The 18,204-nt window shown below is 61.8% G+C and carries 17 protein-coding genes; 4 read left to right on the top strand and 13 right to left on the bottom strand.

What is annotated here, in order from left to right; all coding sequences use genetic code 11:
- Positions 1-259 precede the first annotated feature (259 nt).
- Positions 260-1,231 (bottom strand): NAD-dependent epimerase/dehydratase family protein, encoded by a 972-nt coding sequence (locus FJV83_RS32735; protein WP_142884655.1) that lies wholly within the window; start codon positions 1,229-1,231, stop codon positions 260-262.
- A gap of 231 nt (positions 1,232-1,462) precedes the next feature.
- Complete coding sequence (locus tag FJV83_RS32730) at positions 1,463-1,627, bottom strand: hypothetical protein (protein ID WP_245317932.1); 165 nt, start codon at positions 1,625-1,627, stop codon at positions 1,463-1,465.
- 353 nt (positions 1,628-1,980) lie between these two features.
- Between FJV83_RS32730 and FJV83_RS32725 the strand changes: the two genes are divergently transcribed.
- Together FJV83_RS32725 and FJV83_RS32720 are read left to right on the top strand one after the other, a co-directional pair.
- Positions 1,981-2,754, top strand: a complete 774-nt coding sequence (locus tag FJV83_RS32725; RefSeq protein ID WP_095770259.1) for an NAD kinase — start codon at positions 1,981-1,983, stop codon at positions 2,752-2,754.
- Between the two features lie 192 nt (positions 2,755-2,946).
- Positions 2,947-4,539 (top strand): DEAD/DEAH box helicase, encoded by a 1,593-nt coding sequence (locus FJV83_RS32720; protein ID WP_179296303.1) that lies wholly within the window; start codon positions 2,947-2,949, stop codon positions 4,537-4,539.
- 42 nt (positions 4,540-4,581) lie between these two features.
- Here FJV83_RS32720 and FJV83_RS32715 read toward each other — a convergent pair whose 3' ends face one another.
- From FJV83_RS32715 to FJV83_RS32695, 5 genes are read right to left on the bottom strand one after another with little or no spacing between them, the layout of a single operon-like run.
- Positions 4,582-5,253, bottom strand: coding sequence for a WbqC family protein (locus FJV83_RS32715; RefSeq protein ID WP_142878087.1), 672 nt, complete (start codon positions 5,251-5,253; stop codon positions 4,582-4,584).
- Positions 5,250-6,191: a hypothetical protein gene (locus tag FJV83_RS32710; RefSeq protein WP_142884656.1), complete on the bottom strand. Its 942-nt coding sequence runs from the start codon at positions 6,189-6,191 to the stop codon at positions 5,250-5,252. Before FJV83_RS32710 ends, FJV83_RS32715 begins: the two co-directional genes overlap by 4 nt.
- Positions 6,192-6,201: 10 nt before the next feature.
- Positions 6,202-7,158 (bottom strand): hypothetical protein, encoded by a 957-nt coding sequence (locus FJV83_RS32705; protein ID WP_142884657.1) that lies wholly within the window; start codon positions 7,156-7,158, stop codon positions 6,202-6,204.
- Positions 7,155-7,823, bottom strand: a complete 669-nt coding sequence (locus FJV83_RS32700) for an acetyltransferase (RefSeq protein ID WP_142884658.1) — start codon at positions 7,821-7,823, stop codon at positions 7,155-7,157. The genes FJV83_RS32705 and FJV83_RS32700 overlap by 4 nt, the downstream gene beginning before the upstream one ends.
- A gap of 57 nt (positions 7,824-7,880) precedes the next feature.
- Positions 7,881-8,513, bottom strand: coding sequence for a class I SAM-dependent methyltransferase (locus FJV83_RS32695; protein WP_210248196.1), 633 nt, complete (start codon positions 8,511-8,513; stop codon positions 7,881-7,883).
- A 111-nt stretch (positions 8,514-8,624) separates the two neighbouring features.
- Between FJV83_RS32695 and FJV83_RS32690 the strand changes: the two genes are divergently transcribed.
- Positions 8,625-10,298 (top strand): radical SAM protein, encoded by a 1,674-nt coding sequence (locus FJV83_RS32690; RefSeq protein ID WP_142884659.1) that lies wholly within the window; start codon positions 8,625-8,627, stop codon positions 10,296-10,298.
- Positions 10,295-11,422, top strand: coding sequence for a DegT/DnrJ/EryC1/StrS family aminotransferase (locus tag FJV83_RS32685; RefSeq protein ID WP_095791494.1), 1,128 nt, complete (start codon positions 10,295-10,297; stop codon positions 11,420-11,422). Before FJV83_RS32690 ends, FJV83_RS32685 begins: the two co-directional genes overlap by 4 nt.
- Positions 11,423-11,651: 229 nt before the next feature.
- Here FJV83_RS32685 and FJV83_RS32675 read toward each other — a convergent pair whose 3' ends face one another.
- The 6 genes from FJV83_RS32675 to FJV83_RS32650 form a co-directional block, all read right to left on the bottom strand.
- The gene (locus tag FJV83_RS32675) at positions 11,652-12,260 is read right to left on the bottom strand and encodes a hypothetical protein (RefSeq protein ID WP_095770268.1); all 609 of its coding nucleotides are present in this window, start codon (positions 12,258-12,260) and stop codon (positions 11,652-11,654) included.
- Between the two features lie 252 nt (positions 12,261-12,512).
- Positions 12,513-13,163, bottom strand: a complete 651-nt coding sequence (locus FJV83_RS32670) for an OmpA family protein (RefSeq protein ID WP_095204385.1) — start codon at positions 13,161-13,163, stop codon at positions 12,513-12,515.
- Between the two features lie 127 nt (positions 13,164-13,290).
- Entirely contained in the window at positions 13,291-13,659 is a 369-nt protein-coding gene (locus FJV83_RS32665) for a GFA family protein (protein WP_142884837.1), read from the bottom strand.
- A gap of 103 nt (positions 13,660-13,762) precedes the next feature.
- Entirely contained in the window at positions 13,763-14,134 is a 372-nt protein-coding gene (locus tag FJV83_RS32660; protein ID WP_095788275.1) for a hypothetical protein, read from the bottom strand.
- 305 nt (positions 14,135-14,439) lie between these two features.
- Positions 14,440-15,571 (bottom strand): peptide chain release factor 2 gene (gene prfB, locus FJV83_RS32655; RefSeq protein ID WP_140892126.1). Its coding sequence is split into 2 segments (ribosomal slippage): positions 14,440-15,504 and positions 15,506-15,571, totalling 1,131 coding nucleotides; the frame shifts between segments, so codons are not numbered across the junction.
- 126 nt (positions 15,572-15,697) lie between these two features.
- The gene (locus tag FJV83_RS32650; protein ID WP_095770271.1) at positions 15,698-18,154 is read right to left on the bottom strand and encodes a penicillin-binding protein 1A; all 2,457 of its coding nucleotides are present in this window, start codon (positions 18,152-18,154) and stop codon (positions 15,698-15,700) included.
- Positions 18,155-18,204 lie beyond the last annotated feature (50 nt).

Here is an 18,204-nt window from a genome sequence, read left to right as displayed (position 1 = left end):
TGTGCCCTTCGGCCCAAGGCGGGCCGGCTGGCTGTCAAAATATTCCCCTTTTTTCGCGGCCATTCACCGGCGGATGCCAGCTGGCCGACTTGGTGGTCTGCGGCAGGATTAATTATAACTAACTATACAGTCAATATCTTTTCGCAGAGATCGCCGCGGTTGGCCCAGTTGTCCTGATAACGCAGCAAGCTGCGAGCCGATGGCAGGCGGCACGGGTATCTCTTTCGCGCTCGGTACGAGCGCCCGGAGTTTCGGCTTTTCAGGCGCTTGCCGCCGATCTGTCCCTAGTCACAATCCGTCGCCGGTACCACTCGAAGGTGCGCCGGATCCCTTCCTCGTAGCTGGTCGTCGCCTCCCATCCAGGAAGAACCTGCCTTGCCAGGGTCAAGTCCGGGCAGCGGTTTGTCGGATCCTGCGGAATTGGCGCATGGTGTTCGATGCGGCTGCCCTGAACAAGCGAGCAGACGAATTTCGCGATACCGAGAACCGAGACCTCGCGATTGTTGCCGATGTTCAGGGGTCCCCGGTATGTGATGCTGTCGCGCCAAAAGAAACGCTCCAGGCCGTCGACGATATCGTCCACATACCCCCAACTGCGCGATTGGGAGCCGTCGCCATGGACAGTCAGGATTCCCGTGGTCAGGGCCTGGCAGACAAAATTCGAAACCGCGCGGCCGTCATCGATGCGCGTTCGCGGCCCATAGGTGTTGAACAGCCTGACGACGCGCACATCGAGCCCGCTGACACGTTGCTCCTCGAAAAGCAGCGCCTCCGTGCAGCGCTTGCTCTCGTCATAGGAGGACCTTGGCCCGGTGCAGTCCACGGATCCCCGGTAGCTCTCCGGTTGCGGCGACATCAGGGGATCGCCATAGACCTCCGAGGTCGAGGCGAAGCAGAAGCGACCGCCGGGCCTGAGCAGCGACAGGAGATTGAGCGCGCCGCCTATATTGGCTTTGATCGTGCGCGCCGGCTCGCGCATGTACCATACGGGTGAAGCCGGTGACGCCAGATGGATGATCTCATCGAAATGCTGGCTGGTCGTGAAGCTTTCGGCATCGGCAATCCGCAGGCTGAGCCGCGGGTCCGAGATATGGGCAATGTTGTCGCGCGATCCGGTCCACAGATTGTCGACGACGACCAGCGTTTCCAGATCGTCACGCCGCAGCAGACGATCGACAAGATGGGAGCCAAGAAAGCCGCAGCCACCAGAAACCAACACGCTGCGCGGCATGCGCGCTCCCCTTTAGAAACACGGCCGGTCAACCCGCCGCAACGCTTGTTTTCCAGAACGACACGGTCCTATCCGGATACGACACGTCTTCTACCAGTGCTTTCGTCGATGCCGCAATTGCAACGATCAAACTTGCGCCAGCCAGGGCTCCGGTCGCCCAGGCATGAAACTGTCGCTAGGGATGGGCCGAGCGTCGGCGGTATCTACGGACGAGTGGCGTATTCCGGCGACCTACAGTGCCCGTTGCGGGCAAGGCATTCCGGCGGCATCGCCGCAGCGCGACGCTGTCGGCAGCGGTCTCATGCTCATATTTTCCGACTGGCGCACAAGCTCGGCGAAGACCAGCGCGAAGCTACCCAGCATGAGAAAGACGATGATCAGGCGTGCTACCGGCAATATGTCGGCCTCGTCTGGCTGGTGCGTGTCCCCGGAGGAGGCATGCGCACAAATCAAAACTGCCGCAGCGTCCTTTTGGCATCCGAAGGATAGAGCGGTGCTGCGGGCGCCCCCACGCCATTCATGCCGGCTAACATGATCGTTCCGCCTTTACGAGACTTTAAGCCCCGCCTTAACCATCACAATCGCTCGCGCCCTGTCATGAAGCGCGATCCGCAGGTTCGGTCGATGCTCGCGCGGCATGCCTAGCGTGCCGGCGCAACGGCTCTCTTTGCAGACCTGCCCGCCCCGTGCTACCCCCGGCCCGGGCGCGGCCAGACCTGCCGGCGCCAATCGGTCGCGATCGGGGAGCCATGAGCACAGCCGCCAACAGCATCGCCTTCGTCTCGTCCGACACAGCAGACGCCAAGGCGGCGCTGGAAAGTCTGTCGGCACGCTATGGCCAGTGTCCGGTCGCCGAGGCCGCGGTCGTGGTGGCCCTGGGCGGCGACGGCTTCCTGCTGCAGACCTTGCGCGACACGATGGGAACGGGAAAGAAGGTCTACGGCATGAACCGTGGCACCATCGGGTTCCTGATGAATGAGTACCGTTCCGGAGGGCTCACCGAGCGTATCGCGGCCGCGGTCGCCGAAACCATCCGGCCGCTGGAAATGCTGGCCGTCACCTCGGAAGGCGAAACCGTCTCGGCGCTGGCGATCAACGAGGTTGCGCTGTGGCGCCAATCCTACCAGACGGCCAAGATCCGCATCAGCGTCGATGACCAGATACGGCTCGAGGAACTCAGCTGCGATGGCGTCATGATCGCGACGCCGGCGGGATCCACCGCCTACAATCTTTCAGCGCATGGCCCGATCCTGCCGCTCGACGCGCCGCTCCTGGCACTGACGCCGGTCAGCCCGTTTCGCCCGCGCCGCTGGCGGGGCGCATTGCTCTCCAACAAGGCGACCGTGCGCTTCGATATTCTGGAGCCGGAAAAGCGGCCGGTAAACGCCGCGGCGGACCACACGGAGGTCAAGGCGGTGACCTCGGTAACGGTGCGGGAGTCGCCGGCGGCGACCGCAACCTTGCTGTTCGACCCCAATCACTCCTGGAACGAGCGCATCCTTGCCGAGCAGTTCCGTTACTGAGCCGACGCAGAGACAAGCGGCCGGATTAAGCATCGCGATTAAGGTTACAGCTTCACAATCGCGCCAATCCCGCCCGTTTCTGTTGACAAATCGCGGACTTGCGCCTAATCGCAATGCCAATCTTGCAAGCGCGTGGCGCTTGCCGCGACGAATAACGTTGCGCCTCCCCGAACCAGCCAAAGACAACAACACTTGTCCTCAGACACCACGATCGCTCAAGAAGCGTTGACCTTTTCAGACCTCGGCCTGTCGCCGAAGGTGCTTTCCGCAGTTACCGATGCCGGCTACACGCAGCCGACACCGATCCAGGCCGGTGCCATCCCGCACGCCTTGCTCGGCAAGGACGTGCTGGGCATAGCCCAGACCGGCACCGGCAAGACGGCCTCCTTCGTGCTGCCGATGCTGACCCGGCTGGAAAAGGGCCGTGCCCGCGCCCGTATGCCGCGCACGCTGATTCTCGAACCGACGCGCGAGCTTGCCGCGCAGGTCGAGGAAAACTTCGTCAAATACGGCAAGAATCACAAGCTCAACATCGCGCTTCTGATCGGCGGCGTGTCGTTCGACGAGCAGGACAAGAAGCTGGAGCGCGGCGCCGACGTGCTGATCGCGACGCCTGGCCGTCTGCTCGACCATCGCGAACGCGGCAAGCTTCTGCTCAACGGCGTCGAGATCCTCGTCATCGACGAGGCCGACCGGATGCTCGACATGGGCTTCATTCCCGATATCGAACGCATCTGCGAGATGATCCCGTTCACCCGGCAGACGCTGTTCTTCTCGGCGACCATGCCGCCGGAAATCACCAAGCTGACGGAAAAGTTTCTGCACGCGCCGGTGCGTGTCGAAGTTTCGAAGGCCGCGTCGGCCGCCACCAACATCACCCAGCGGCTGGTCAAATCAGGCTCGAAGCCCTGGGACAAGCGCGAGACGTTGCGCAACCTCATCAAGGCCGAAGACGCTGAGTTGAAGAACGCCATCATCTTCTGCAACCGCAAGGTCGAAGTGTCGGAGCTGTTCCGCTCGCTGCTGAAGCATGATTTCGATGCCGGCGCCCTGCATGGCGACATGGACCAGCGCGCCCGCATGCAGATGCTGGCCAATTTCCGTGACGGCAAGCTGCGCTACCTCGTGGCATCGGACGTCGCCGCGCGCGGCCTCGACATCCCCGATGTCAGCCATGTCTTCAATTACGATGTGCCGATCCATGCCGAGGACTATGTCCACCGCATCGGCCGTACCGGCCGCGCCGGTCGCTCCGGCAAGTCCTTCACCATCGCGACGAAGTCCGACACCAAATATATCGACGCCATCGAACGGCTGATCGGCAACAAGATCGAATGGCATGACGGTGACCTGTCGACGGTCGTGGCCAGCGAAGGCGGCGAGGACGACGCTCCGCGCCGTGGCAAAGGCGCGCCGCGCCGCGCCGGCCGCAAGGACGACGATCGCAAGGACAGAGGCGAGCGCAAGAAGGGCGGCGAACGCCGTGCCAGACACAGCGAGGAAGATGCCTCGACCGTGGTCGCACAGCAAGAACAGCCCGATGTGACTGGGACGGGCGTCGCCGATATCAGCGAGCGGCGCGCACGCAAGGACGCGATCCGTTCGGAAAACACCGAACGCAAATCCTCCGATCGCAACGAACAGCGCGCACCGGAACGCGGTGACACCAGGCCGCAGCGAGACAACAGCCGTCCTGCCCGCCATCGCCACCAGGAAGACAACGACACCACCGTTGGCTTCGGCGACGACATGCCTGCCTTCATGCGCATCGTCGCCAAGGTCTGACTGGGCCAAGCCTGAAATAGCCGCCAAGCGATCGGCAAACGATCACTTGGCAAATTGGCACGTCTTTCGGATATCATCGCGAAGGTCGGCAAGGCCGTTGCCTAGCAAGGCAGGCAAGATGTGCGGGAACCTTCCTGCATAGGGCACGAGAAATCGAAGATCTATACCTGCTTGCTGAAAGGCATCGCGTGAATAGAGGCTGCGTCCGCCCGGAGCATTGATGTAGCGCTGGCCGCCAAGTGCCTGAACGATGGCGATCACGCGGGCTTGTGCACGCAAGGCAGGATCGATGCCGAGGCGGGAGCTGCGTACGACGTCCGGTCTGAACTGAAGCGCATCGGCCGTTAGCCGAAGACCTTCCTCGAGAAAATCTGTCACGTCACCAAGGGACCCGGTCAGGTGGCCGTTGATCTGCTCTGCCGCTAGCGTCCGCGCTTGGCATGGCAGGCCGAAGAAAGCCAGCCGCTTGTCCAAGGTGGTTCGGGCATCGTTCGCCCAGCGCAGGTCCTTTATCAGCGCGTCGAAAGGCATCGGCGCAACCGGCAATGTCAGCCAGTGTCCCGGCGTCATTTCGCAGCGGTGCACCCTTCCCCGGCGCGCAAACTGGACATCGTCGAAAACAACGAAGATGTCGCTCGTGGCCATCAGGCGGAAATAACCCGCATAGGGGAAGAAGTATGGCTGCATGACAGCAATGGTGAGCTTGTCCGTCACTGTGTTTCCCCTTCGCCATAGAAGAGATGAGGCAGGCTTCGAACGTGCCGCTGGAAGGCTTGCAGAACCGGAGATGCGAATGACGTGTTGCAGAAGGCGTCGAATTCAGCGCGGTCGCACAGGAAGCTGTGACGGTCGAACTGCTCGCGGCGAAGGTAATGCAGCACCCTGATGTCAGCCGCGTCATGCAGCCCGTTCGCCAGCATCTCGTCCGAGTTCGGGCAGTTGTACTCCGGCCCAAGCGGCAAAGGATCGGCTTCAACCGTCAGGATCGCCAATGACAGCGCGATCTGGGCAGAAAAGAAGATGGAGGGTGTATCCTTCAAATAGTCCAATACACGCGCCGTCAGCGGGCGGATCAACGGCTGAATTGCGGTGAATGCCATCTTGTTGAAGACGACGAAACCATAGTTGAAATACGGCGGGCAGCCACCGAACGCTTCATCCGGCGACTGGGAATATCGGAAGGTCAGGGGCGTGTCTGCGAAGCCGAATGCCCCGAGAAGTCGGCGCCACGCCGCGTCATTTTCCGCGCCATTTCTCGAGAATGGCGAGAAATGCGCCGGCAGCCCGGCCACGCTAGGACGGTCGGCGTCGCGCATGCTTTGCAGAAGGCCGTCGATAGGCCGCATCAGGCAGGCGTCAGCGTCCACAAGGATGATGACGTCGCCGCGTGGCGGTTCGGCATAACGGTCGAAGCCCGAGGAAAAGCCCCGATCGCTGACAGCGTGAGGCACGGGACGCCACGTCACCGGGTAGGTCGATGACCATCGATTGACGGCACTGATTTCACTGAAGTCGGCATGCCCCCCGACGGAGACCACAATGGGAGCGGCGGCATAGGCGCCGCCGAGACTGGCTAGCGACAAGGCGGCCAGCTTGACGTTCGAAAAAAACTCCTGTTCGGGCAGGATCGGGATTCGAAATTCGAAAGTCATTCGGGCCTGCTCAGGTCAAATCGCGGGTTGCCCAGCCGATTCCGGCCTCGCCAAACCTGTCGCCATTGTAGAACATCACGTCGCCGGAGGGGCGCTGCATGATGCAGCAATAGGCCTGCATCGAGCTGTCGAATTCGCCGGCGGCCGGCGGATTGCTGAAGATCACAGGCTCGGCTCCACCGACGGTTCCGTTCCGGGCGTCCATGCCACGGGAAAACAGTCGGTAAGCTTCTTTGCCGCTGGCGCGAAAGTCCCGCCCGCGCCTGCTGTACCATAGGCGCATGCCATCAGCCTCATGTGTGATCCAGGGACGCGTCTGGCTGATACCGTCATCAAGATCGTCGCACAGGACGACGCTCGAGCCCGTTTCCCACAGCATGCCATCTGGTGAAAAACAGGTGCGAAGGACGTAGTCCGGCTCCAGCATACCCTTGGTCTCGGTCCAGCCGACACCGCTGGTGTACCACATGCGATAGCCGCCCTCGACCGCACTGACAAAGGGCGTCGAAACGAAATAGGGATCAGCCGGGCTGATGCTACGGATCGGCCCGGCAAATGCTCTCTCGAAACTCAGCCCATCATCACTGACAGCGAGCCCGATCGCTGTCTGGGAGCGGACGTCGAGACGGGGATAGATACCGGAATAGTAGAGATGCACGCGCCCGCCGATCATCAGCGCACAAGACGGCCCCAGCCCGGTGCAGTCGAAACTCCCTGGCGGGCCCCACTCCAGGAGTGGATCGAGATGCTCGTCCAACACACGCATGCCGTCTTCCGGGTCGACATCGACGGCCAGAATAGATGACCGGTTGCCGCTGCTGCGCCCGGCGAAATAGATGCGCCAAAGCCGGCGCGAAAGGGCAAGGACCGTTGGGGACTGTGCGTGACTGGCCCACCACCCTTGTCCCGCCTTTACCGACACCAGCAATCCCCGCCGGGTCCATTTCCTCTGACGGTCGGGCATCATCGGAACTTCATCGACTTGATACGGGCGCTGGAATAAGGCTTCGGCAGATCCGCGGGATGACGAACCACACTGTTGGGCGGCACATCGCGCCGGATCATGCAACGGGACTCGATGTAGCTTCCCGCGCCGATCGTGATGCCGTTGTCGACACCGACCTGGCCGCCGATCAGGCTGCACGTACCGACACGGACACCGCTCGCTAATCCCACCAGCGACGACACGAAGCAGAAGTCCTCGATGATGGAGTGATGACCCACATGGCTGCCGCTCCAGATGATGATACCCTCGCCGAGGCGAACAAACGGCTGCAGCGTGCAGTTTTCCAGAATGAAGCAGTTGTCGCCAACCGTCTCCGCCATATTGTGGGTCGAGGGATGGATAAAGCGCGCAAAGGCGTATCCGCGCGCCCTGCCCTCCCTGTGCCTGTTCTTGCGGAACTCGTTGAGATTCTGGTAGCTGAGCGGACCGAGCAGCTTGACGGCATCAGGCGGGAAGCGCTCCTCAAGCCTTTCCCAGGCGACCACGGGAAGGCCCTTGAACTCGGCTTGCGTGAGGAAGGCTTCGTCGACGGTGAACCCAACGACGCGATCATCGCCGAATCTGTCGAGATAGGCCTTGGCAACTTCGGCGAGCTGCCCTGCCCCAAAAATCACCACGTCCGCCATGCCGCCCCCCGCGCGCCCTTGCCTTGCATCCAGGTCTGTCCACCGGGGATTGTCCGGCTATGCGGCAGCCTTGTAGACGTAAACAGTGTATTCGTAGAGTCCGTAGTCGGCGCGGATAAGGTGATGGCGCGACAATTGACTGGCGACGAAGCGGCCAATCTGGTCATAGGGCACGTGAAAGAGATCCTCGCGCTCCCAGTCGACGTGTTTCGACATCAGGTTGAAGGCCATTCCCTTGCGAGCATGCGGGAACATTTTTGCCAGCAATCCAGTCATGGCATCGAACATCGTCTCGTAGGCAATGCCGCAACGCTCCGTGAAGACACCGTTCATGATGATGTAGTCGGCCTCGGGCACAGCCGCCCCGTCCTGCATCACGTCCAGGCAATCAAAGGCCACGCCGGGATACTTGCGCCGGCACAGGTCAACGAACCGCGCCGACAGATCGAGCCCCCGGTAGTGCACCTTGCGATCAGTCTGGCGCAAATAGTCGAGGAAATGACCAGCGCCGCAGCCGAAGTCGAGCAGGTCGATCGGGTCGCGCTCGCGCACCGCCTCTGCCATGACGCGATAACGCGTCGCCGCCCCTTCGGCATCGGGCCAGTCGACTCCTTTACATGTGTCTCCGTGCCGCGCCAAACACGCCTCATAGTGCGCAACAAGCGCGCTGTACGGACCAATATCAGTCAATTGTAATATCTCATGGAATTGCCGTATACGTTCGACATGGCCCTGTATACCACGCCATCAACGACGTGAAACGCTGCCCCCCAGTAACTCCGGTCAGATCGGCTCAACACGATGCGCAGTTCGCACCTCCCTTCGCCGCGCCGGCTTCGGATTTGTCTCATCAATCCGCGCTTCCATCCCTCCATCTGGACCCGCGATGAGGTTCTCGCCATTCTACCCGGCGGCAAGCGCAGTTGGATCGTGACGGGCTCCTTGCCGGCACTGGCGGCCCTTGCTCCAGAGCATTGCGATGTCGTCCTGGTCGACGAGAACGTCGAGGACATCGATTTCGAGCACCTCGGCGACTTCGACATCGTTGGCGTGACCGGCATGATCGTGCAGCGTGACCGCATGTTCGAAATCCTCGATCGGCTCCGCGATCTTCCGGTTACCGCAGTGGTGGGCGGTCCCTATGTCTCGGTATCGGAACCGGAATTTGTCGATCGTTGTGACGTGCGCTTCATCGGCGAAGCCGAGGAGACATGGCCACGCTTCCTGACGGCTTTCGCCCTGGGCGAGTCAGTGCATCGGCGTTACGAGCAAGACGCGAAAACGAACATGGAGACCGTGCCGACGCCGCGATACGACCTGCTGAAATCCGGACGCTACATGGTGGCATCGCTGCAGTTCTCGCGAGGGTGTCCCTTCCTGTGCGAATTCTGCGACATCATAACCATCTTCGGTCGCCGCCCACGCCTCAAGTTGCCCGCGCAAATGATCCTCGAATGCGAGGCGATCGTGAAAGCCGGATTCAGCACCTGCTTCCTGGTCGACGACAATTTTATCGGCAACAAGGCCAAGGCCAAGGAGTTGCTGCGCGTCCTGATCGATTGGCAGCAGGCAAACAACTATCCGCTGGTCTTCTCCACCGAGGCCAGCATCAATCTGGCCGACGATGAGGAAATGCTCGATCTGATGCGGCTGGCCAACTTCCGCCAGGTCTTTGTCGGGATCGAATCGCCCCGCGCCTCGTCATTGGCAGAAACCAGGAAGGTTCAAAACGTCCGCGGCGACTCCATGATCGAGAAGTTGCAACGCATTCGCGGCGCGGGACTGGTGATTCAGGCCGGCTTCATCGTTGGATTCGATGCCGATGACGAAGCGATCTTCGACGAGCAGTTCGCGTTCATTCAGCAAAGCGGCATCGCACCGGTTACCGTAAGCATCCTGTGCCCGATCCCGACGACTCCACTTTACGACCGGCTGAGGACCGAAGGCCGGCTGGATCTCAGTGACCCTCATGTCAGTTTTCATCCCAAGAACATGACGCGCGAAGTCCTCAAGGCCGGCTACGACAAGTTGGTGCGGCGTCTGTATGAGCCGGATGCCTATTTCGATCGCCTGGTCGACGGGTATGCCGGATCGCCGGGCTTCCGTCGCAGCCGGGCCGCCCAGGCGATGTTGGTTGGAAGAGAGCGTTCCGGCATGGGCCGGCTCGCAGAACTGGCTGCGGCCGCTCTGACGGCCACCCGTCTTCTTGGAACCCTGATTGCCAAGCGACAGGCCATATCGCTTGGCAGCGCCTATGTCAGGCATTGGCGCCGCAATCGTCGTCTCTGTGGCCGTGAGGCGATACCATTCGGCAGCTTCGTGTTTCTTTGCATCGAGCATTGGCATTGCTACGTTATCTCGCAGACCAGCATCTGGTTCCAGATCGGCAGCAGCCAGCCCGAAACGATGCGGCCATTGCCCGCCAATGAAGATCTTTACCTGCCCAAGATTGCCGACGGTCGCAAAGCTTCATGACGGGCAGACTATGGGATGCCGATCCCGATCCAGCGCCTGATGTCCCGGTCGCCCGCCCGCGCCTGCCAACGACGGACGACATCCTGCCCTATCTGCGCGAGATCGACGCGAACCGCTGGTACAGCAACAACGGTCCGCTAAATCAGCGCTTCCAGGAAGCTCTCAGGGCACGGATCGCGGTGGGTCATGTCGTGTGCCTGGCAAACGCAACGCTGGGGTTGGCGCTGGCGCTGATGGCGCAGAAACCGGCGAACGGCAGTCTCTGCATGATGCCGTCCTGGACCTTCGCCGCCAGCGCGCATGCGGCGGTCCTCGCAGGGCTCGTTCCCTGGCTTGTCGACGTCGACCTCGACACCCAGCAATTGTTGCCAGAGGCGGCGATGCAACTCCTCAGTCAGGCTCCTGGCAAGGTCGGTGCCGTCATGCCGGTCATGCCATTCGGTGGCCCGATGGATGCCGCGAACTGGGATCGGTTCAAGAGCGATACCGGTCTTGCCGTGGCAATCGACGCGGCCGCGGCCTTCGATTCACTGACGCCATCGCGGGTTCCGGCAGTCGTCAGCCTGCATGCCACCAAGGCACTCGGCGTTGGCGAAGGTTGCTTCATCGCGTCCGATGACGGCGCTCTGATCGACGAAATTGTGAAGAGGGCCAATTTTGGTTTTGCAAATTCGCGCGAGGCGGCATCGCCGGGGTTGAATGGCAAGCTCAATGAGTACAGCGCGGCCGTCGGCCTCGCCGCACTGGACGGTTGGGCACTTACGCGTGCCGCCTACCAGCGTGTTGCCAGAGGCTATTGCCGCTCGTTTGATTCGGCTTCCGGGTTGAACGTGCAGGATGGATTCGGCGAACGCTGGATATCCTCCACCGTTACCGTTGGCCTGCCGTCGGGTTCGATGGAAAGGGCGCTCATGGTGCTGACGCAAGCCGGTATCGGTGTCCGTCGATGGTGGGGCGGCGGCCTGCATCGGCACACAGCCTTCGAACATTTTCCCAGAGTACCACTGCCGGCCACCGAGGCGCTTGTTGCGACTCAACTGGGCCTGCCTTGCTGGACAGATCTTCCGGATGAAGCAATCTCGCGTATCTGCTCCATTCTCATCGACGCGCTGACAGCGGGCTGACGCAATATCTTAAGTGGGCTTACAACAAAAACGGCCCACGCGAAGGGCCGTTTTGTGGCCGGACAGACAGTTGGCGACCGCCAGCACCCGGCCCTGCGACCGATTGAAATTGTGCTGGTCGCCGCCGTCGAATCGGTATGGCCGAACACGTCGACGGTCGTCTGGCGGAACTTCTTCAGGACCAACCGCAACCGAATTCAGCGCCGACATGCATTGGCCTGGCCGGCCGCTACATCGGCCCAGGCATCATCTTGGTCGGCTTCTCCAGCATCGGAAAATCGGCCTTGTTGCATTTCACGTTCGGATTCGTCGGACTGAACATGCCGTTCGGATTGTCCCTGAACAGCCAGGCGTGAAGATCGTAGTGGACGAACTCCCTCGGGATGAGCGGGTAGTGTCCCTCCATCGGGCCCATGAATTTCTGGCCAAACAGTGTGGGAGCCTCCTTGGTGTCCGGTGTCAACGGCACCAGCCATTCCACGCCGACCAACTTCAGGCCTTTCTTGGTCGGCTCGTAGATCAGCACGTTGGGCTTCATCGGGTCGAGCTTCTGGCCGACGCTTGGGACGTTGACGAAATGGACGCCCATGGCGCCTTTTGGGTAATCCATCGAGCCCGGTATCTTTTCGCCACTGTAGAAGACGCAGCCGACCGTCGACAGATAGAGGTCGCGGACAGCTGCGGTGTAGTCTTCATACTTGGCCAAAGATTTCTTCAAGGCTTCGATGTCGGCCTTGTTGGCGTCCTCGGCCCGAGCCGTAGTGACGCCCAACCATGCGCCAAGGAGACCTGTCAAAGCGAGGACGCCGCAGCGCCCAAGGCTGGCTGTTCTTGTCATGCATTCCTCCCAGATTTCTGATCTGGCCGTGCAAGACCGAGGCGGGAAAAAATGCTGATCGCGCGGCCAGTAGTACCGCCTCATCCCCTCCGGAACAGCGACAATACTATTCCTTTCCACGGCTGCGGGGAACTTGTTATTTAGAACTAGCTAATACGCCGGCGTACCAATCCGAAAGAGCGCAGGACTTCCGCTTAAACAGAACCGGCCCCCATGTGGGGGCCGTTTCGCATTCGCTTGCCGAACAGATCGTCAGGTGAGCGGCGACAGCTGGATCTCGACGCGACGGTTCTGCTCGCGGCCGGCGGCCGTCGCATTGGATGCGATCGGCCGCGTCTTGCCGAAACCGGTGACGGCGAAGCGGCGCTGATCGACGCCCTGACCGGACAGATAGTTGGCAACCGCGAGTGCGCGGCGCTGCGACAGGTCGAAATTGTGCTGGTCGCCGCCGGTCGAATCGGTATGACCGAAAACATCGACCGTGGTCTGCTTGAATTTCTTCAGCACCAGCGCAACCGAGTTCAGCACCGGATAGAAGCCGGGCTTCACCGCATCCTGATCGACATTGAAGGTGATGTCCGACGGCATGTTGAGGATGATCTGGTCGCCGCTGCGGGTGACGCTGACACCGGTGCCCTCGAGCTGCCGGCGCAGTTCAGCTTCGTTCTGATCCATGGTGGCGCCGATGGCGCCGCCGGCCAGCGCACCGATGCCGGCGCCGATCAGCGCGTTGCGGCGGTCATTGCCCCCGGCAAGCAGACCAAGGCTGGCACCTGCAAGGGCACCGAGACCGGCACCCGCGGCCGTGTTGGAAATCTTCTGGTCGCCCGTATACGGATCGGTAGTGGTGCAGGCGCTCACCAGCAAAGCCGTCGCCACGACGACGAGCACAGTCTTCTTCATAGATGGTCCCTCTCCAAGTCGCGCCTTTTTCGACGGCGCCAAATCAGCCCTTGCCGCGACTTGTACCATGAATTGCGGCGAAAAACGGAATGGGAAAAGCGCCCGCGACGGCTTTTCCCAGGATCAGTTACCAGAGATTCTTGCCGTCAATGACCACCACTTCCACCTTGTCGAGATTGAAGTCGTCGAACAGCCGCGAGTTGACGCTGATCTTCGGATTGTCGAAATCCGGCTCGCCGGTCGACCAATCCGGCGTCTCGGTGAACGTGCCGCAGCCGCAGTTGGCGCAAAACCCATGTTTCACGGTTTTCGAGCCCCACTCATAGAAGGAGACGTTTTTCAGTGGCGTGATGAGCTTGAACTGCGACGGAGTATAATAGGCCCAGAGCGAGCCGCGTTTCGCGCAGAACGAGCAGGTGCATTGCGTCACCGTTTCCGGTGCCTCTGAAACCTCGAATGTCGTCGCCTTGCAGTGGCAGCTTCCCTTGATGGTCATCAACATCACCTCTCCATTGTCGGCCGCCCGCGCGGCAGGGCACCATAAAGAAGCGATCCTGACAACTGCCTGCAGGCTCCGCCCTGAACAGCAGGCAGCGAACTCAGTAGGACGGGGGCGGCACGAACAGGCAGATCGTCTTGCCGGCATCCAACCCGGCCTCATGCGCGCACCAATGGTATTCGCCGTCCGGCGAATCCTTGATGCGTCTGTCGCTGTAGGCCAGCACCTCCCCGGTGTCCTTGATGACATAGCCTTCCGGACGCTCGCTGATCGAGGTCTGCGACACCTCGCGGCAGTCGTAATTCGCGCAGCAGGCGAACGGATAACTCCAGCCTTGCGGCTTGGCCGCGGTCGGCTTGGCGTCGTGCGCCATCGCCGGCGCCGACAGGAGCGCGACCACCGCGCAAAAGGGAAGGACAAGCTGGCCAACCGACGGAACGGCGATGGCCGATCTGGAACTGGCAGCAAACATGGCAACGCTCCTTTTAAACGAGGTTTCAAGCGTTTCGCTTGCCCGTTCCCGGAACGTGTCTTCCCAGCGGCCAATGGTCAGCAGATATGCCGCGACCGGCCATAAATGCTTTTGTCTCCTCCTGCCGCAAATGGTGAGCCGAAAAGTGAGTCGGCGCAAGAAATTGCTGCGTGGAGGCTGCGCCCGTTGCTGGCCGCCCAAGGCCGCAAACGTGCCCTTCATGACCACGCCAAGTCGTCGGGAGTGATGGACCCGCTTGGTCCACGAAAGTGCGAGCGGGTGCTGTGGCCTAGTGGCGGACGGTGCTAGTCCAGATCCGCCACGGCCTCGCCTGCGCCGCCTTCGATGCGTTGCGACAGCGAGGCTTCCATGAAATCGTCCAGGTCGCCATCGAGCACGCTCGACGGGCTGGTGCTTTCGACGCCGGTGCGCAGATCCTTGACCAACTGGTAGGGCTGCAACACGTAGGAACGGATCTGGTGGCCCCAGCCGATGTCGCTCTTCGAGGCTTCGGTGGCGTTGGCGATGGCCTCACGCTTCTTCAGCTCTTCCTCGTAGAGGCGCGAGCGCAACATCTCCCAGGCCTTCGCCCGGTTCTTGTGCTGCGAACGCTCGGCCTGGCAGGCGACCGCGATGCCGGTGGCGATATGGGTGATGCGCACGGCCGAATCGGTGGTGTTGACGTGCTGGCCGCCCGAACCCGACGAGCGATAAGTGTCGATGCGCACGTCCGATTCGGAAACATCGATCTCGATCGTGTCATCGATGACGGGATAGACCCAGACGCTGGCGAAGGAGGTGTGCCGGCGCGCATTGCTGTCATAGGGCGAAATGCGGACCAGGCGGTGGACGCCGGATTCGGTCTTCAGCCAGCCATAGGCATTGTGGCCCTTGATCATCAGCGTCGCGGACTTGATGCCGGCTTCTTCGCCGTCATGCACTTCCAGCACCTCGACCTTGAAGCGGCGGCGTTCGGCCCAGCGCGTGTACATGCGCAAAAGCATCGAGGCCCAGTCCTGGCTTTCGGTGCCGCCGGCGCCGGCATGGATTTCGAGATAGGTGTCGTTGGCGTCGGCTTCACCCGACAGCAGCGTTTCGACCTGTCGGGCCTTGGCCTCGCCCTGCATCGAACGGATTGCCGCCTCGGCCTCGGCGATGACGCCCTCGTCGCCCTCTTCCTCGCCGAGCTCGATCAGGCCGATATTGTCTTCCAGCGCCTGGGTCAGGCCCTTGACCGCCGCAATGCCCTCCTCGAGGCCCTGGCGCTCGCGCATCAGCTTCTGGGCTTCCAGCGGTTCGTTCCAGAGGCTGGCGTCCTCGGCCCGCACATTCAGGTATTCAAGCCGCTTTATGGCCTGATCCCAGTCAAAGATGCCTCCTCAGCAGGGTTATCGCCTGCCTGATCTCGTCGACAATATTCTGCGTTTCCGCGCGCATGGCCTGGTGTTTTGTCCTGTTGCTGAAGTGACGCCTCGGTCGGCGGGATACATAGGGACGGCGCCGCCATGTGTAAAGCGAAATGGGCCGGCCCCAAGGCCAGCCCAGCGATCCGCATCCGGCCCGTCAGTAGAGCCCGCCGCCGCCGTCCTGGATGGCCTGGTTGGCCTGCGGCGACAGTGCGCCGCCCGACGCGTTGGAGCCGTCGGCGCCCATGCCGATCACCCAATAGCTGTCGGCGGGACCGGTGCCCGGCTTGAAGGCCTCGATGATGGTGCCCGGATCGCCCGACGCGGCACGCATACCCGTCTTGCGATTGATGGCGATCAGGTTCATGCCGTCCGGAACCTTGAAGTCGACATTGGGCGTGCCGTCCAGCGCCACGCGCATGAAATCCTTGAAGATCGGAGCGGCGAGACCGCCACCGGTGGCGCCATGACCAAGGCCGCGCGGCGTGTCGTAGCCCATGTAGAGGCCGACCACGAGGTTCGGCGTGAAACCGATGAACCAGGCGTCCTTTTCGTCGTTGGTGGTGCCGGTCTTGCCGGCAATGTGGCGGCCGAGTTCGCCGATGGTGGCGCCGGTGCCGCGCTGGACCACGCCTTCCATCATCGAGGTGATCTGATAGGCGGTCATCGGATCGAGCACCTGCTCGGAATTGTCGACCAGTTCCGGCTCCGGCTGGTTCTTCCATTCAGGCGCGTTGCAGCCTTCGCAGCCACGCTCATCCTGCTTGAACACGGTCTTGCCGTAGCGGTCCTGGATGCGGTCGATCAGCGACGGTTTGATCGACTTGCCGCCATTGGCCATGATCGAATAGGCCGAAACCATGCGCATGACGGTCGTCTCGCCGGAGCCCAGCGCCATCGGCAGATACGGCGCCAGATGGTCATAGACGCCGAAGCGCTCGGCATATTCGACGACCAGCTTCATGCCCATGTCGTTGGCAAGCCGCACCGTCATCAGGTTTCGCGACTTCTCGATGCCGGAGCGCAGGGTTGCCGGCCCGGCGACGGTGCCGTCATAGTTCTTCGGCGTCCAGGTCGTGTTGCCGCTCTGTATGGTGATCGGTCCGTCCATGATCACCGAGGCGGGCGTATAGCCATTGTCGAGCGCCGCCGAATAGACGATCGGCTTGAACGAGGAGCCCGGCTGACGCATCGCCTGGGTGGCGCGGTTGAATTCGGACTGCGCGTAGGAGAAACCGCCAACCATGGCCAGCACGCGGCCGGTGTGCGGATCCATGGCGATCAGGCCGCCTTCCACCTCGGGAACCTGGCGCAGGCTGTAGGCATTGTCGGAGCCTTCGTTCTTCTGCACGAAGATGACGTCGCCGGGTTTCAGCACATCGGCCGGCGACTTGGCCTTGACCGTCTTGCCGTCGACCATATGGCGCATGGCAAAGCCCATGTCGTCCTTGCTGACGGTGCCTTCGACCCGTTCCTTGACGATGTCGCCCGATGCCTGGCGCGCGGGCTGCAGGCCTATCGAGAGGCCTGATGCCGAGGAGTCGAGCACGACGGCGAGCGACCATTCAGGGACGTCCTCCAATCCCTTCACGGCGCCCAGCGGGACGCCCCAGTCGCCGGACACGTCGATTGACGTCACGGGCCCGCGATAGCCGCGCAGCGTATCGTATTTGATCAAGCCGTTCTGCATCGCCTTGCGGGCGATGAGCTGAACTTTCGGATCAAGCGTGGTGCGAACGGACAAGCCGCCTTCGTAGAGCGCGTTCTCGCCGTAGCGGCCGATGATCTGGCGACGCACCTCCTCGGTGAAGTATTCACCGGCGAACAGATAGGTGCCGGTCCGGCGCGGCGTCACGCCGAGCGGCTCGGCCTTGGCCTTGATGCCTTCCTCGCGCGTGACGTAGCCATTCTCGACCATCTGGTCGATGACCCAGTTGCGGCGCTCGATCGCGCGATCGGCATGCTTGAAAGGATGGTAGTTGTTGGGACCTTTCGGCAGCGACGCCAGGTAGGCGGCCTCGGCCACGGTCAGCTCGTTCACCGACTTGTCGAAGTAGGTGAGCGCCGCGCCGGCGACACCGTAGGCGCCGAAACCGAAGAAGATTTCGTTGAGGTAGAGCTCGAGGATACGATCCTTGGGATAGGCCTGCTCGATGCGGAAGGCCAGGATCATTTCCTTGATCTTGCGCTCGTAGGTCTGGTCCGCGGTCAACAGGAAGTTCTTGGCCACCTGCTGGGTGATCGTCGAGGCGCCGACCTGGCGCCTGCCCGAGCCGAAATTCTGCAGGTTGACGATGATGGCGCGGCCAAGGCCGGTCACGTCGATGCCGGGGTGGTTGTAGAAGTTCTTGTCTTCCGCAGACAGGAAGGCCGCCTTGACGCGATCCGGGATAGCCTGAATCGGCAGATACAGGCGCCGCTCGCGCGCATATTCGGCCATCAGCGATCCATCCGAGGCATGGATGCGCGTGGTCACCGGCGGCTCGTATTTGGCCAGCACCTCGTAGTCGGGCAGATCCTTCGACAGATGGCTGATGTAAATCGCAACGCCCGCCGCGACCAGAAGGGCCAGCGTCGTGCCGATGCCGAAAAAATAGCCAATGAGACGAATCATACCCGCTCCAGTCCTTGGTTCGGGAATTTCCTAAACGAAGCCGCCTTCCA

Source organism: Mesorhizobium sp. WSM4307 (assembly GCF_007003945.1).
Lineage (GTDB): Bacteria > Pseudomonadota > Alphaproteobacteria > Rhizobiales > Rhizobiaceae > Mesorhizobium.
Note: the sequence above shows the minus strand (reverse complement) of the source record. Positions and strands in the feature narration are given on the sequence as shown.